At 59.3% G+C, this 15,583-nt stretch carries 10 protein-coding genes; all 10 read left to right on the plus strand.

Features of this window, described 5'->3' with window-relative positions; all coding sequences use genetic code 11:
* Nucleotides 1–391: SPOR domain-containing protein (locus tag F8N12_RS20535; RefSeq protein WP_191623195.1), on the plus strand; the 391-nt coding region annotated here is incomplete at its 5' end.
* Between the two features lie 347 nt (nt 392–738).
* Nucleotides 739–5,184, plus strand: coding sequence for a glutamate synthase large subunit (gltB, locus tag F8N12_RS20545; protein WP_150582023.1), 4,446 nt, complete (start codon nt 739–741; stop codon nt 5,182–5,184).
* A 127-nt stretch (nt 5,185–5,311) separates the two neighbouring features.
* A complete protein-coding gene (locus tag F8N12_RS20550) occupies nt 5,312–6,730 on the plus strand; it encodes an FAD-dependent oxidoreductase (RefSeq protein WP_150582024.1) in 1,419 nt (472 codons plus the stop codon).
* Between the two features lie 252 nt (nt 6,731–6,982).
* The gene (gene hemE / locus F8N12_RS20555) at nt 6,983–8,050 is read left to right on the plus strand and encodes a uroporphyrinogen decarboxylase (RefSeq protein ID WP_150582025.1); all 1,068 of its coding nucleotides are present in this window, start codon (nt 6,983–6,985) and stop codon (nt 8,048–8,050) included.
* A 281-nt stretch (nt 8,051–8,331) separates the two neighbouring features.
* A complete protein-coding gene (gbpA, locus tag F8N12_RS20560) occupies nt 8,332–9,792 on the plus strand; it encodes an N-acetylglucosamine-binding protein GbpA (RefSeq protein ID WP_150582026.1) in 1,461 nt (486 codons plus the stop codon).
* Nucleotides 9,793–9,866: 74 nt separating this feature from the next.
* The gene (locus F8N12_RS20565; protein WP_150582027.1) at nt 9,867–10,409 is read left to right on the plus strand and encodes a cytochrome b; all 543 of its coding nucleotides are present in this window, start codon (nt 9,867–9,869) and stop codon (nt 10,407–10,409) included.
* Nucleotides 10,402–10,956: a type II secretion system protein N gene (locus tag F8N12_RS20570; protein ID WP_318189655.1), complete on the plus strand. Its 555-nt coding sequence runs from the start codon at nt 10,402–10,404 to the stop codon at nt 10,954–10,956. Before F8N12_RS20565 ends, F8N12_RS20570 begins: the two co-directional genes overlap by 8 nt.
* Before the next feature lie 8 nt (nt 10,957–10,964).
* Complete coding sequence (gene gspD / locus F8N12_RS20575) at nt 10,965–12,893, plus strand: type II secretion system secretin GspD (RefSeq protein WP_150582028.1); 1,929 nt, start codon at nt 10,965–10,967, stop codon at nt 12,891–12,893.
* Entirely contained in the window at nt 12,890–14,371 is a 1,482-nt protein-coding gene (gene gspE / locus F8N12_RS20580) for a type II secretion system ATPase GspE (protein ID WP_150582029.1), read from the plus strand. Before gspD ends, gspE begins: the two co-directional genes overlap by 4 nt.
* 3 nt (nt 14,372–14,374) lie before the next feature.
* Entirely contained in the window at nt 14,375–15,583 is a 1,209-nt protein-coding gene (gspF, locus tag F8N12_RS20585; protein WP_150582030.1) for a type II secretion system inner membrane protein GspF, read from the plus strand.

Raw genomic sequence — 15,583 nt, forward strand, 5'->3', positions numbered from 1 at the left:
GGCCAAGCCAGCGCCGGCTCCAACGCCTGCCGCCAAGCCCGCTCCGGCACCCGCCGCTGCAGCCAAACCTGCCGAAAAGCCGATCACTGTGGCCAAGGCTGCCGGTGGCACCTGGTACGCCGGTCAGCCGACGAGCAACTACGTGGTGCAGATCCTCGGCACCAGCTCGGAAGCGTCCGCGCAAAACTTTGTCAAAGAGCAAGGCGGCGAGTACCGCTATTTCAAGAAAGTGCTTAACGGTAAACCGCTTTACGTCATCACTTACGGCAGCTTCGGTAGCCGCGATGCAGCCCTCAGCGCCATCAAAGCCTTGCCAGCGAAGGTCCAGGCTGGTAAACCTTGGCCTCGCACTGTCGCCAGCGTCCAACAGGAACTGGCAACAACTCGCTGAAGATTCGGTGGCCTTACCCAGGCCGCCTCTCCAAGCACCTCAAAAGTTCTGCAATGCATGCGGCTCCCGAGCCGCGTGCGTTGTGGTGTCTGCGTTACAGTAGTCTTTGAGTCGTTGCGGTCAGAATTAAAAATGTTTTGACTAGCACAGCAGATCGCTTTAAACCTTTCACAAATGCGACATAGATTTGCGACAGTTCGTCGTCAAATTTGTGAGCGTCTGTGTCGCTGTGTACAATGACCACCCTTTTGCCCCCGCCAAGCCGGCGCACGTTCGGCGCGGATCGCAAGTGGTTGAATTGAGAAGAAATTTGCCTCGAGAAGAGGCAGCCTGGTGAGAAAGTGTCTATGAAAGCAGGTCTGTACCAACCAGATGAATTCAAGGATAACTGCGGTTTCGGCCTGATAGCCCACATGCAGGGCGAGCCCAGTCATACCCTTTTGCAAACGGCCATCGAGGCCCTGACCTGCATGACCCACCGCGGTGGGATCAACGCCGACGGCAAGACCGGTGACGGTTGCGGCTTGCTGATTCAAAAGCCGGATGTGTTCCTGCGAGCCATTGCCCAGGAAACCTTCGGCGCAGCACTGCCCAAGCAATATGCCGTGGGCATGGTGTTCTTCAATCAGGACCCGGTGAAGGCCGAGGCTGCCCGCGAGAACATGAACCGCGAACTGCTGGCCGAAGGTTTGACGCTGGTTGGCTGGCGCAAAGTGCCGATCGATACCAGCGTCCTCGGTCGCCTGGCTCTTGAGCGCCTGCCGCAGATCGAACAAGTGTTCATCGGTGGTGAAGGCTTCAGCGATCAGGACATGGCGATCAAGCTGTTCAGCGCCCGTCGTCGCTCGTCAGTGGCCAACGCCGCCGACGTCGATCACTACATCTGCAGCTTTTCCCACAAGACGATCATTTATAAAGGCCTGATGATGCCGGCGGATCTGACCGCCTTCTATCCAGACCTCAGCGATCAGCGCCTGCAGACTTCGATTTGCGTGTTCCACCAGCGCTTCTCCACCAACACCCTGCCGAAATGGCCGCTGGCACAGCCATTCCGCTTCCTCGCCCACAACGGCGAAATCAACACCATCACCGGTAACCGCAACTGGGCGCAGGCCCGTCGGACCAAGTTCACCAACGATCTGATGGACCTGGAAGAACTCGGCCCGCTGGTCAACCGCGTCGGTTCCGATTCCTCCAGCATGGACAACATGCTCGAGCTGATGGTCACCGGTGGCATCGACCTGTTCCGTGGCGTGCGGATGATCATTCCGCCGGCGTGGCAGAACGTCGAAACCATGGACCCGGACCTGCGTGCGTTCTATGAATACAACTCGATGCACATGGAGCCGTGGGACGGCCCGGCCGGCGTGGTCATGACCGACGGTCGTTACGCAGTGTGCCTGCTCGACCGTAACGGTCTGCGTCCGGCTCGCTGGGTGACCACCAAGAACGGTTTCATCACCCTGGCCTCGGAAATTGGTGTCTGGAATTACCAGCCTGAAGATGTGATCGCCAAGGGCCGCGTCGGTCCGGGTCAGATCTTTGCCGTGGACACCGAAACCGGGCAGATCCTCGACACCGACGCGATCGACAATCGCTTGAAGTCCCGTCATCCGTACAAGCAATGGCTGCGCAAGAACGCCCTGCGCATTCAGGCGACCATGGAAGACAACGACCACGGTTCGGCTTTCTATGATGTCGACCAGCTCAAGCAGTACATGAAGATGTATCAGGTCACGTTCGAAGAGCGTGATCAGGTGCTGCGTCCGCTCGGTGAGCAAGGCTACGAAGCGGTCGGCTCCATGGGCGACGATACGCCGATGGCTGTGCTGTCCCAGCGCGTGCGTACGCCGTATGACTATTTCCGCCAGCAGTTTGCGCAGGTCACCAACCCGCCGATCGACCCGCTGCGTGAAGCGATCGTGATGTCGCTGGAAATCTGCCTCGGTGCCGAGCGCAACATTTTCCAGGAGTCGCCGGAACACGCTTCGCGCGTGATCCTCAGCTCGCCGGTCATTTCCCCGGCCAAGTGGCGCTCGCTGATGAACCTTGATCGCCCGGGCTTTGAACGCCAGGTGATCGACCTCAACTATGACGAGAGCGTCGGCCTCGAAGCTGCGGTGCGCAATGTCGCCGACCAGGCTGAAGAAGCCGTTCGCGCCGGTCGTACCCAGATCGTCTTGAGTGACCGTCATATTGCCCCGGGCAAGTTGCCGATTCACGCTTCCCTGGCCACCGGCGCGGTGCATCACCGTCTGACTGAAAAAGGCCTGCGTTGCGACTCCAACATCCTCGTGGAAACTGCGACTGCTCGCGACCCGCATCATTTCGCCGTGTTGATCGGTTTCGGCGCCTCGGCGGTCTATCCGTTCCTGGCGTACGAAGTGTTGGGCGACCTGATCCGTACCGGTGAAGTGTTGGGCGACCTCTATGAAGTGTTCAAGAACTACCGCAAAGGCATCACCAAGGGCCTGCTGAAAATTCTCTCGAAGATGGGTATCTCGACCATTGCTTCGTACCGGGGTGCGCAGCTGTTCGAAGCCATCGGCCTGTCCGAAGAAGTCTGCGACCTGAGCTTCCGTGGCGTGCCGAGCCGCATCAAGGGCGCGCGTTTCGTCGACCTCGAAGCTGAGCAGAAAGCCCTCGCCAGCGAAGCCTGGAGCCCGCGCAAGCCGATCCAGCAGGGCGGTCTGCTGAAGTTCGTCCACGGTGGCGAATATCACGCCTACAACCCGGACGTGGTCAACACTTTGCAAGCCGCAGTGCAGCAGGGCGATTACGGCAAGTTCAAGGAATACACGGCGCTGGTGGACAACCGTCCGGTGTCGATGATCCGCGACCTGTTCAAGGTCAAAACCCTGGACACGCCGCTGGACATCAGCGAGATCGAACCGCTGGAATCGGTGCTCAAGCGCTTCGACTCCGCCGGTATCTCGTTGGGCGCCTTGTCGCCTGAGGCTCACGAAGCCCTGGCCGAAGCCATGAACCGCCTCGGTGCGCGCTCCAACTCCGGCGAAGGCGGCGAAGACCCGGCGCGTTACGGCACCATCAAGAGCTCGAAAATCAAGCAGGTCGCGACTGGCCGTTTTGGTGTGACCCCGGAATACCTGGTCAACGCTGAAGTGCTGCAGATCAAAGTCGCTCAAGGTGCCAAGCCTGGCGAGGGCGGTCAACTGCCGGGTGGCAAGGTCAACGGTCTTATCGCCAAGCTGCGCTACGCAGTGCCGGGGGTGACCTTGATTTCTCCGCCGCCGCATCATGACATTTATTCTATCGAAGACTTGTCGCAGCTGATTTTCGACTTGAAACAAGTCAATCCGCAGGCGCTGGTCTCAGTGAAACTGGTCGCTGAAGCAGGCGTCGGCACTATCGCGGCCGGTGTTGCCAAGGCTTACGCAGACTTGATCACCATCTCCGGCTATGACGGCGGCACCGGCGCATCGCCGCTGACCTCGATCAAATACGCAGGCGCTCCGTGGGAGCTCGGCCTCGCCGAAACCCACCAGACCCTGCGCGGCAACGACCTGCGCGGCAAGGTCCGGGTGCAGACTGACGGCGGTCTGAAAACCGGCCTCGACGTGATCAAGGCCGCGATCCTCGGCGCCGAAAGCTTCGGCTTCGGTACCGCGCCAATGATCGCGCTGGGCTGCAAATATCTGCGCATCTGTCACCTGAACAACTGTGCAACCGGCGTCGCAACTCAGAACGAGAAGCTGCGCAAGGATCACTACATCGGCACCGTCGACATGGTGGTGAATTTCTTCACCTACGTCGCCGAAGAAACCCGTGAGTGGCTGGCGAAACTGGGCGTGCGTTCCCTCGAAGAGCTGATTGGGCGTACCGATCTGCTGGAAATTCTCGAAGGCCAGACCGCCAAGCAGAATCACCTCGACCTGACGCCGTTGCTGGGCAGCGACCACATTCCGGCAGACAAACCTCAGTTCTGCCAGGTTGAGCGCAACCCGCCGTTCGACAAAGGTTTGCTGGCCGAAAAAATGGTCGGCCTCGCCACGTCGGCGATCAATGACATGAGCGGCGCCGAGTTCGCTTTGGATATCTGCAACTGCGACCGTTCGATCGGTGCGCGGATTTCCGGCGAAATCGCCCGCAAGCATGGCAACCAGGGCATGGCCAAAGCGCCGATCACGTTCCGCTTCCAAGGCACGGCCGGTCAGAGCTTCGGCGTGTGGAACGCAGGCGGTCTGCACATGTATCTGGAAGGCGACGCCAACGACTATGTCGGCAAAGGCATGACCGGTGGCAAACTGGTCATCGTTCCGCCGAAGGGCAGCATTTACAAGACTCAAGACAGTGCCATCATCGGCAACACCTGTCTGTATGGCGCCACCGGGGGCAAGCTGTTCGCGGCGGGTACTGCAGGCGAGCGTTTCGCGGTGCGTAACTCCGGTGCCCACACCGTGGTGGAAGGCACTGGCGATCACTGCTGCGAATACATGACCGGTGGTTTTGTCTGTGTGTTGGGCAAGACCGGTTACAACTTCGGCTCAGGCATGACCGGCGGTTTTGCCTACGTGCTCGATCAGGACAACACCTTCGTTGACCGGGTCAACCACGAACTGGTGGAAATCCAGCGGATCAGCGGCGAGGCGATGGAAGCCTATCGCAGCCACCTGCAACACGTGCTGAACGAGTACGTCGCGGAAACCGATAGCGAGTGGGGTCGTGAACTCGCCGAAAACCTCGATGACTATCTGCGTCGTTTCTGGCTTGTCAAACCTAAGGCGGCGAGCTTGAAAACTTTGCTCTCCAGTACTCGTGCGAGTCCGCAATAAACGACGCAGCGGCAAGCGGCAAGCTTCGAGCGGCAAGCTCGAAGCAGTGCGCGGTGTGCCGGACTAATGTGATTTTCTTGAAGCTTGAAGCTTGTAGCTTTTAGCTGTCGTGTAAGAGGTTTTGAAGATGGCCGAACGTCTCAGCAACGACTTCCAATTCATCGATGTCGGGCGCAAAGATCCGAAGAAGAAACTGTTGCATCAACGCAAGAAAGAGTTCGTGGAAATCTACGAACCCTTCAAACCCCAGCATTCGGCCGATCAGGCCCACCGCTGCCTGGGTTGCGGTAACCCGTATTGCGAATGGAAGTGTCCGGTGCACAACTTCATTCCGAACTGGCTGAAGCTGGTGGCCGAGGGCAACATTCTCCAGGCCGCCGAGCTGTCGCACCAAACCAACACCTTGCCGGAAGTCTGTGGCCGGGTGTGCCCGCAGGATCGTCTGTGTGAAGGTGCCTGCACCCTCAATGACGGATTCGGCGCGGTGACCATCGGTTCGGTGGAGAAGTACATCACCGACACGGCGTTCGCCATGGGCTGGCGCCCGGACATGTCCAAAGTCGTACCGACCGGCAAGCGAGTTGCGATCATCGGTGCCGGCCCTGCAGGCCTCGGTTGTGCTGACGTGCTGGTGCGCGGCGGCGTGACCCCGGTGGTGTTCGACAAAAACCCGGAAATCGGTGGTCTGCTGACGTTCGGCATCCCCGAGTTCAAGCTGGAAAAGACCGTGCTGAGTAATCGTCGCGAAGTCTTCACCGGCATGGGCATCGAGTTCCGCTTGAACACCGAGGTGGGCAAGGACGTGACCATCGAGCAATTGCTCGCCGAATACGATGCGGTGTTCATGGGCATGGGCACCTACACCTATATGAAGGGCGGCTTTGCCGGAGAGGACCTGCCGGGCGTGCACGATGCGCTGGACTTCCTGATCGCCAACGTCAACCGCAACCTGGGCTTTGAAAAGTCGCCGGAAGATTTCGTCGACATGAAAGGCAAAAGGGTAGTGGTACTGGGCGGCGGCGACACGGCGATGGACTGCAACCGCACTTCGATTCGTCAGGGCGCCAAGTCGGTGACCTGTGCCTATCGTCGCGACGAAGCGAACATGCCGGGTTCGCGCAAAGAGGTGAAGAACGCCAAGGAAGAAGGCGTGAGATTCCTCTATAACCGTCAGCCGATTGCCATTGTTGGTGAAGACCACGTCGAAGGTGTGAAAGTGGTCGAGACCCGACTCGGCGAGCCGGACGCCCGTGGCCGTCGCAGCCCCGAGCCAATCCCGGGCTCCGAAGAGATCATTCCGGCCGACGCCGTGGTCATCGCTTTCGGTTTCCGTCCGAGCCCTGCTTCATGGTTCGAGCAGTTCGTGATCCAGACCGACAGCCAGGGCCGCGTTGTTGCGCCTGAGCAAGGTCAGTACAAGCATCAGACCAGCAACCCGAAGATCTTCGCCGGTGGCGACATGGTTCGCGGTTCTGATCTGGTAGTAACAGCGATCTTCGAAGGCCGTAACGCGGCTGAAGGGATCCTGGATTACCTGGGCGTCTGATCGCTTTCCAGAACTGCAATGCGATCAATTGTGGGAGCGAGCCTGCTCGCGATAGCGGTGGATCAGTCAACAGAGATGTTGAATGTGAAGCCCTCTTCGCGAGCAGGCTCGCTCCCACATTGGTTTCAGCGTGTTGCTAACTAGCGCATTCCACCGCGACAAATTGACCCGATAGACAAAAGGCACGGCTCTTGCCGTGCCTTTTGCGTCACGCTCTGAGAAAATGCCCGCACTTTTTTACCGGATGCCGACATGACTGCCCTGAAGAACGACCGTTTCCTTCGTGCCCTGCTCAAGCAACCCGTAGACGTCACCCCCGTGTGGATGATGCGTCAGGCCGGTCGCTACCTGCCGGAATACCGCGCCAGCCGCGCCAAGGCCGGCGATTTCATGAGCCTGTGCATGAACCCGGAGTTCGCGTGCGAAGTCACGATGCAGCCGCTTGACCGCTATCCGCAGCTGGACGCGGCGATCCTTTTCTCGGACATCCTGACCATTCCCGACGCTATGGGCCAAGGCCTGTACTTCGAAACCGGTGAAGGTCCACGCTTCAAGAAAGTCGTCAGTACGATGGCCGATATCGAAGCCCTGCCGATTCCTGATCCGCACAAAGACCTGGGTTATGTGATGGACGCGGTCAGCACCATCCGCCGCGAACTGAACGGTCGTGTGCCGCTGATCGGCTTCTCCGGCAGCCCATGGACTCTGGCTACCTACATGGTTGAAGGCGGCTCGTCGAAAGACTTCCGCAAGACCAAAGCCATGCTTTACGACAACCCGCAAGCCATGCACCTGCTGCTGGATAAACTCGCGCAGTCGGTCACCAGCTACCTCAATGGCCAGATCATGGCCGGCGCGCAAGCGGTGCAGATCTTCGACACTTGGGGCGGCAACCTCTCGGCCGCGGCGTACCAGGAATTCTCCCTGGCCTACATGCGCAAAATTGTCAGCGGCCTGATCCGCGAGCAAGAAGGACGCAAAGTGCCGGTCATCCTGTTCACCAAGAACGGCGGCCTGTGGCTGGAAAGCATCGCCGACGCTGGCGCCGACGCCCTGGGTCTGGACTGGACCTGCGACATTGGCGAAGCCCGCCAGCGTGTTGGCAACAGAGTCGCTCTGCAAGGCAACATGGACCCGACCGTGCTGTACGCCCAGCCAGAAGCCATTCGCACCGAAGTTGGCCGCATCCTCGCCAGCTATGGCAAGGGTAGTGGTCACGTGTTCAACCTCGGCCATGGCATCACGCCGGAAGTGGATCCGGAACATGCCGGCGCTTTCCTGCGCGCGGTGCATGAGCTGTCGGCGCAGTACCACGAGTAACAGATTCGGCAATATCTGAAGCCTGTCCGGACCTGCGCCGGACAGGCTTTTTCATGTGCGCAAAAAAGACCTGGAGATCAAGACGCCTGCCCGCGAAATTTCCCCACTCTCCTGCCCTAAAGCGCGACATTTCCCGTCGCATGTCGAGATTAATCCTACATCGCTGTTGCAAGTATTTCCGTAACGTTCCGGCCCGTAGCTCGGCGCACTCTGTACCCGGCTATATCGCGATAATTGGCGCCCCAGGCGCCTCAACTTCGATAAGCAGTCTGGAATAAGTCATGAATAATTTTAAGAAGAAAAGTGCAATAACCGCCTGCACTTCTTCAGTGATCCTGTTATCGGCAATGCTCGGCTCGCAAACTGTCTCTGCTCACGGCTATCTGGACGTGCCGCCTTCGCGGGCATTACTCTGCCAGAAAGGCGTGAACACTAATTGCGGTAACGCTCAATACGAACCGCAAAGTGTCGGCGAAACCTTCAAGGGCTTCCCCGCAGGCGTCGGTGGTCGTCCGTTGCAGGGGCCGATCGATGGCAAGATCGCCAGTGGTGGCAATCCGAGTTTCTCGGCCATGGACGCCCAGTCCGCTGTCCGTTGGCAGTTGACCGAGATCAAGGACCGCAACATTGACTTCCAGTGGCAGTACACCGCGGCTCATCCAGCCACCAAACACGAATATTTCATTACCCGCAGCGGCTGGAACCCCAACGAATCGCTGAAACGCTCATCCTTTGAAAGCACGCCGTTTTGCACCATTGATGGTAACCACCAGTTGCCGGTCTCTGGCACGAAACACACGTGCACCATCCCTGACGACAAATCCGGCCACCATGTGATCCTGGCTGTCTGGACAGTCGGTGACACCGACGCGGCGTTCTACAACCCTGCCGATGTCAATATTCTTGCGGAAGCTTCACTGCCCGGTGGCTGGTCCCCAGTGGGGGGCATCACACCTTCGACGGCGCTACTGGTCGGTGACAAGGTCAAGGCACGGGCCTTCAGCGCCGCCGGTGAAAGCCCGCCGTACAGCGTCGAAATCTCCATCGACAACGCCGAGCAGGGCCTGGCCAACAACTGGTCTTTCAAGCTGGCCGAAAAAATCAACGAAACGCAAACCCTTGTTCGCGCCGGTATGCGAGATGAAGACGGCAACATTGAACCGGTGAAAGGCAACAACAACCTGTATGCGCAAAAAGACAGCGGCATTACCCGCTACGAAGTGCAGCTGAACATGCAGGAAGATACCGCAGCCCGCATGCAGATCGCTTCTCAGCAAGCTGAATACGTTCTGGACAAGGGTCAGGTCAAAGTCGATTTCGGCTTGGTCACCAATCGCAAGATGAACGTGGAAGCGACCTTGTTCGATGAGAGCAACAAACTGGTCGGAACGACCTCTGCTCAAGTCGACGGACCTGCCAGGTTGATCATGGATGTTCGCAGCAACCCCGGAAAACATACCCTGACACTGGTTGGCACCACCCTCGACGGGCGCACTACTCGCCAGGACACCCAGCCAACCATCCTCACCGGTGAGGGTGCAGGTGCAGACTATGAGTTCGTGTTCCCGGAAGGCGTCAGTGAGTACACCGCTGGTACCAAAGTATTGCAGCCGAAGACCAATGAAGTCTTCGAGTGCAAGCCGTTCCCCGAGTCCGGCTACTGCAAGCAGTACACACCCACCGCAAACGGTTTTGAACCCGGCGTCGGTGCGCATTGGCACATGGCGTGGAACAAACTCTAAGTAAGTCGTAATACTCCGGGCGGTTCATCAAGGATCGCCCGAAGTTCATTTTCTGTTGAATTGCAGAGTTGCGAATGAAGACTTCGGGTTACTCCACCCTGCGCGTATGGCTGCATTGGCTGTCGGCAGCTGTAATCATCTGGACCCTGGTGTCCGGCTTTTCCGTGGCCAGTTTTGAGCTGCTCGCGCGCATCAAGCAATCGGTTGCTTTCATCAATGTCTCGCTGACGACCGTGTTCATCCCGTTCTTCGTCTGGCGTCTGTTTATTTTTATCACTCATGTCCGTCAAACGGGTGTGAGTGCATTAGGGTTGATGGGGAAACTTGTGTTCCTGGCGCATGCATTGATCTACTTTATCGTCAGTATCGTGCTGGTGACTGGCGCGATGATGATGGATCGACCAATCAATGTGTTTGGCTGGATCAGCATTCCTCAACCATTGAGCGACCCTGAGCTGATTGGCTCGTTCGTCACACTCCACATCGGCGCCTGTGTGGTCCTTTCGCTGCTTGTCGTGCTGCATGTCGGCGCGGTGATCGTTCACGAGGCCTGCGGGCATCGGCTGCTGCGCCGCATGTCCTGGTGCAGATATCGGCGTGGTGGACAGCTTGAGTGAGTTTCGGGCGAAACGTCTGCCGCAGGCGATTGCAGTGATGTTGCCTCGTGTGAGCAGCACAAGTCTGTTGATGGTGCCGATCGCCTATCTGGCGTTTTTGGCGTGGCAGGAATGGCGCTTTCGCGACGAATTTACTGGCCCGCCCCCGGTTATCTCTGCGATTGCGCCGTCGTTGGTGAGAGAGCCTTTGAACACCGCAGCGATCGCTTCGGTGCTCGGCCTCACGACCGCAGTGTCGCCATTGCCCAGCGCGGAGCCGCTGACTTTGCACGCCAGTTTCATCCACAGCAACGGCTTGTCCAAAGCGCTCTTGGCGGACGCGCAAGGCCCGCGCATGTACGAGGTCGGTGAGCGGTTGCCGGGCGGCAGTGTTCTGCGTCGCGTCGAGGTGACCCAGGTTGTGCTGTGGAACAAGGGGCGCGAAGAAGTATTGGCACTGGTGCCATCCAGCGCGAGTTTCCTGCGTGCGTTCCAAGTGCCGAAGCAGTCACTGGCGCCCGCTATTTCCACGCGTTTTCTACGTCCAGTTTCCGGGCAGTCAGAGTGATCATTCCCATGAACAGCTTCACTGGCGCGCAGATGCTGCGCTCCCTTATTTTATTTGGTGTTTTTATTCTGGCGAGCGTTCCTGGCCAGCTTCGGGCCGAGGAAGAAAGGTGGCAGCTGGCGATGAACAACGCCGAACTGCGCGATATCGTCGAAGAGTTCTCGACCATCCTTGGCACGACGGTGGTGCTCGATCCGAGGGTTAGCGGACGCATCACCGTCATGTCTCAAAAAGCGCTCGACCGCGAAGGCGTTCGACGGTTGTTCTATTCGGTGCTGGATGCCCACAACTTCACGGTCATCGATGAAGGCGACCGAATCCTGATTACGCCGGTCTCCGAAGCCAAGAGCCGCGCCGGCCAGGGCATGACGACCAAGGCCACGCCGTCGCAATTCATCACTCAGGTCATCGAACTCGACACCAGCAGCGCATCGGACATCGCCGGTCTGGTGCGGCCGCTGGTCTCGGTCAACGGCTACGTCGGCCCGTCCGTTTCGGCGAACGCGCTGGTGGTCACCGATACAGCGGCCAATGTGGGTCGTATCGCGAAGGTCGTTCGTCAACTCGATTCCGGCCAGAACAACCTGCATGCCGTGGTGCAGTTACGTCACGCCCAAGCCTTGGACGTAGCCACCATCATCGAATCTTCGTTGGGCAAGCGCAACGCCGATACGGCGATTCAGGTGCTTGCCGACAGCCGCACCAATCGGCTCATTTTGATTGGGCCACCCGCCGTTCGGCAGCGCCTGCTCGAGCTTGCTCGTGGTCTGGATAGCCCGGCGACCGCGAACCTCGATAATGCCCGCGTCATTCGTTTGCGCCACAGCGATGCCAAGCAGTTGGCCGAGGTGCTCGAAGCGATGGGGCAGGGCAGAAAGCAGGCATCTGCCAATGTGGGTGCCAAGGATAATTCTCCCGGTGCGACGTTCATGATCAAGGCTGACGAAAGTCAGAATGCCCTGGTGCTGCTTGCCGAGCCTGCACAGATTCGCACCATTGAAACCATCGTGCGCCAGTTGGACCAGCCGCGAGCCCAGGTGTTGATTCATGCTGCCATCGTCGAGATTTCCGGCGACATCGCTGAGGCCGTGGGCGTCCAGTGGGGCTTGAAAACAGGCAGTGCAACAGGCTTCATCAACTTCCCCGGCACTGATATTCCGATCATTGGCGGCCTGACCTTCGACGAGAAGAAATCCGCCCCGGAAGGCGCGATCCTGCAGTTGGGCAGCGACCGCTTCGGTGCATTGATTTCGGCGCTGGCCAGCAACACGCGCAGCAATCTGCTGTCCACACCGAGCTTGCTGACGCTGGACAATCAGGAAGCAGAAATCATCGTAGGCCAGAACGTCCCGTTCAAGACCGGCTCCTACACCACCAGTAGCAACGGCGCGGAGAATCCGTTTACTACCGTCGAGCGCAAGGACGTTGGCATCAGCCTGAAGATCAAGCCTTACATCAACGAAGGTTCAACGCTACGCCTGGAAGTGGAGCAGGAAGTGTCGGACATCGCGCCCTCGGTTTCGGGTATTGATTCTTCCGACCTTATTACCAATAAACGCGCACTCAAAAGCACCATCCTCGCCGACGATGGCGAGATCATCGTGATCGGTGGTTTGATCCGTGACAGTGTGCGCACTCAACAGAGCGGCGTGCCGCTGCTGCGCGACATTCCCTACCTGGGCGCGCTGTTTCGCTGGACCCGTGACACCCAGACCAAAAGCAATTTGATGGTGTTTCTGCGGCCGACCATCGTGCGCAGCAAAGACGATCTGGCCGATATCAGCCAGCAGCGATACAACGCCCTCCGTGAGTTGAGCCAGCCCGGCGCGCAGGGCAATAACTCGCTCCTGCTGCCTGCTGAGTCGCGGCACTTGTTCGAGCCGATAAGCGATTCGCCGGTGTTCGATTTGCGCAAGCAGGCGCCTGAGGCCCCATGAGCGAGTCGAGTGCCATTTTTGCGCCATTGCCGTTCGGCTTCGCCCGACGGTTTGGCGTATTGCTCGAAAACGCAGAGCCTGGGCCGATCCTTGCTCTACGCGCCGATACCCCGCTGACCGCCGTCACTGAGGCGCGCAGGGCATGCGGCCGCAATCTGCCGCTGAGGGTGCTCGCGGCGGACGAATTTGCCGGCCGTCTGGCCAGTATTTATCGAGAGGGTCAGAGTGCAGCGGAGCAGGTTGCTCAAGGGCTGGATGACGAACTGGATTTGCTCAGTCTGGTTGATCAAGTGCCACAGACCGCCGACCTGCTGGAGCAGCAAGGTGATGCGCCGATCATCCGCCTGATCAACGCCTTGCTCAGCGAAGCGGTGCGCGAACAGGCGTCGGACGTGCACCTGGAAACTTTCGAGCAGTACCTCTCGGTGCGCATGCGGGTTGATGGGCAACTGCGCGAAATGCTGCGGCCGCGGCGTGAGCTCGCGACCTTGCTGGTGTCGCGCATCAAAGTCATGGCGCGCCTGGATATTGCGGAAAAACGTGTGCCTCAGGATGGTCGAATGGCGCTGCGGCTGGCCGGGCATGAGGTCGATGTGCGGGTCTCCACATTGCCGTCTGCGCACGGCGAGCGGGTCGTGCTGCGGCTCCTCGACAAGCAGGCGGGACGTCTCGAGTTGGCACGGCTTGGCATGCCCGAAGACACCCTTACCGTGTTGCGCCAGCTGCTCGGCAAACCTCACGGCATCCTCCTGGTGACCGGTCCGACAGGTTCCGGCAAGACCACCAGTCTGTATGCCGCGTTGAGCAGTCTGAATGATCAGACGCGCAACATCCTGACGGTCGAGGACCCTGTCGAATATCACCTGCCGGGTGTCGGTCAGATGCCGGTCAATCCGAAAGTGGACATGACCTTTGCCCGAGGTTTGAGGGCGATTCTGCGGCAGGATCCGGACGTGGTGATGGTCGGTGAAATTCGTGATCGTGAAACCGCCGAGATTGCCGTTCAGGCGTCGTTGACCGGGCATCTGGTGTTATCGACCTTGCATACCAACAGCGCGATTGGGGCGGTAACCCGGTTAGTCGACATGGGCGTCGATGCTTACCTGCTGGCGTCATCGCTGGTCGGCATTCTGGCGCAGCGACTACTGCGCCGGTTGTGCCCTCTCTGCAAGGTCTCGTACCCCGCCGACGCGTCGCAGTGTCAACGCCTGGGGTTGACCGCTTCGTCGCCGCCACGTCTGTTCAGAGCGGTGGGTTGTGAGCAATGTCAGCACGGTTATCGCGGACGTATTGGCATCTATGAGCTGATCAGCGTCACGCCAGGGGTTTCGGCATTGATCCATCAGGGCGCGAGTGAGCAAGCCTTGCTCGAAGAAACGCGCAAGTTTTCCCGCAGCCTGTTTCAGGACGGTCGTATGCGCGTGCTCGATGGCGTAACCAGCCTCGACGAACTGCTGCGCGTGAGTCAGGAGGACTAGGCAATGCCGACCTTCGATTATCGCGCTGACGACGCTCACGGCCGACGTTGCAAAGGGCAGCTGGAAGCCGACAGCTCTCGTCATGCCCGTCAACTGATGCGTGAGCGGGGCCTGTGGCTGCGCGAGCTGAATGAGGCTGCACCGGCTGCCGGTCCGGGATCACAGCGTCGAGGTGGTCGTTTGAGTGCGGCGGATCTGGCGCTGCTGACGTTGCAGCTGTCCACCCTTGTTCAGGCCGGTTTGCCCCTTGAAGAAGCGTTGGAGGCGGTGGCAAAGCAGAGCGCCAGGCGCAAAGTTGCCGGTTTATTGTCGGCGGTCAGGAGTCGGGTGATGGAGGGGCATGCTCTCTCGATGGCACTGGGGCAGTTTCCCAAAGCGTTCCCCGAATTGTTTTGCGCCACTGTCGCAGCGGGGGAGCGTTCCGGGCATTTGGGCCAGGTACTGGAGCAATTGGCGGCCTATACCCAGGCACGCCAGGCGTCGCGACAGAAAATCCAGATGGCGTTGGTGTACCCGCTGATTCTGATGCTGGCCAGTGTTGCGATAGTCGGCTTTCTGCTCGGCTATGTGGTGCCGGACGTGGTGAAGATTTTCGTCGACAGCGGTCAGCCGCTACCGTGGCTGACACAGGCGCTGATCGGTTCCAGTAACGCCTTGCGTAACAATGGGCTGCTGATGATGGGCATGCTGCTGACGCTGATCGGTCTCTGGCGCTGGACTCTGCGCCAGTCAATGTGGCGGCAGCGCTGGCATCGTCTGGCATTGCAGATCCCGATCGCAGGCGACGTGCTGCGAGCGATGGAAGCGGCGCGGTTTGCCAGCACGCTGGCGATCCTCGGCAAAAGTGCGGTGCCTCTTGTGGATGCTCTGGAGATCGCCGCCGCAGTGATCGGCAATCTGACGATCCGCGCCCGCATGGTCGACGTCGCGCGCTCCGTTCGCGAAGGCGGAACCTTGACCAGAGGTCTGGAGCTCAGCGGTGACATCCCGCCGATGATGCTGCACATGATTGCCAGCGGCGAACGCGCCGGTGAGCTCGACCAGATGCTGGTGCGCGCCGCCGAACAACAGGAAAGCAGTCTGGCGGCGCGCATCGCGCTGGTCGTCAGTCTATTCGAACCGGCCATGCTGGTGCTGATGGGCGGCGTGGTGCTGCTGATCGTCATGGCCATTCTGCTACCGATTCTCAGCCTCAATCAGTTGGTGAATTGA

The sequence above is a fragment of the Pseudomonas fluorescens genome, from assembly GCF_902497625.1.
Classification (GTDB): Bacteria; Pseudomonadota; Gammaproteobacteria; order Pseudomonadales; family Pseudomonadaceae; genus Aquipseudomonas; species Aquipseudomonas fluorescens_BQ.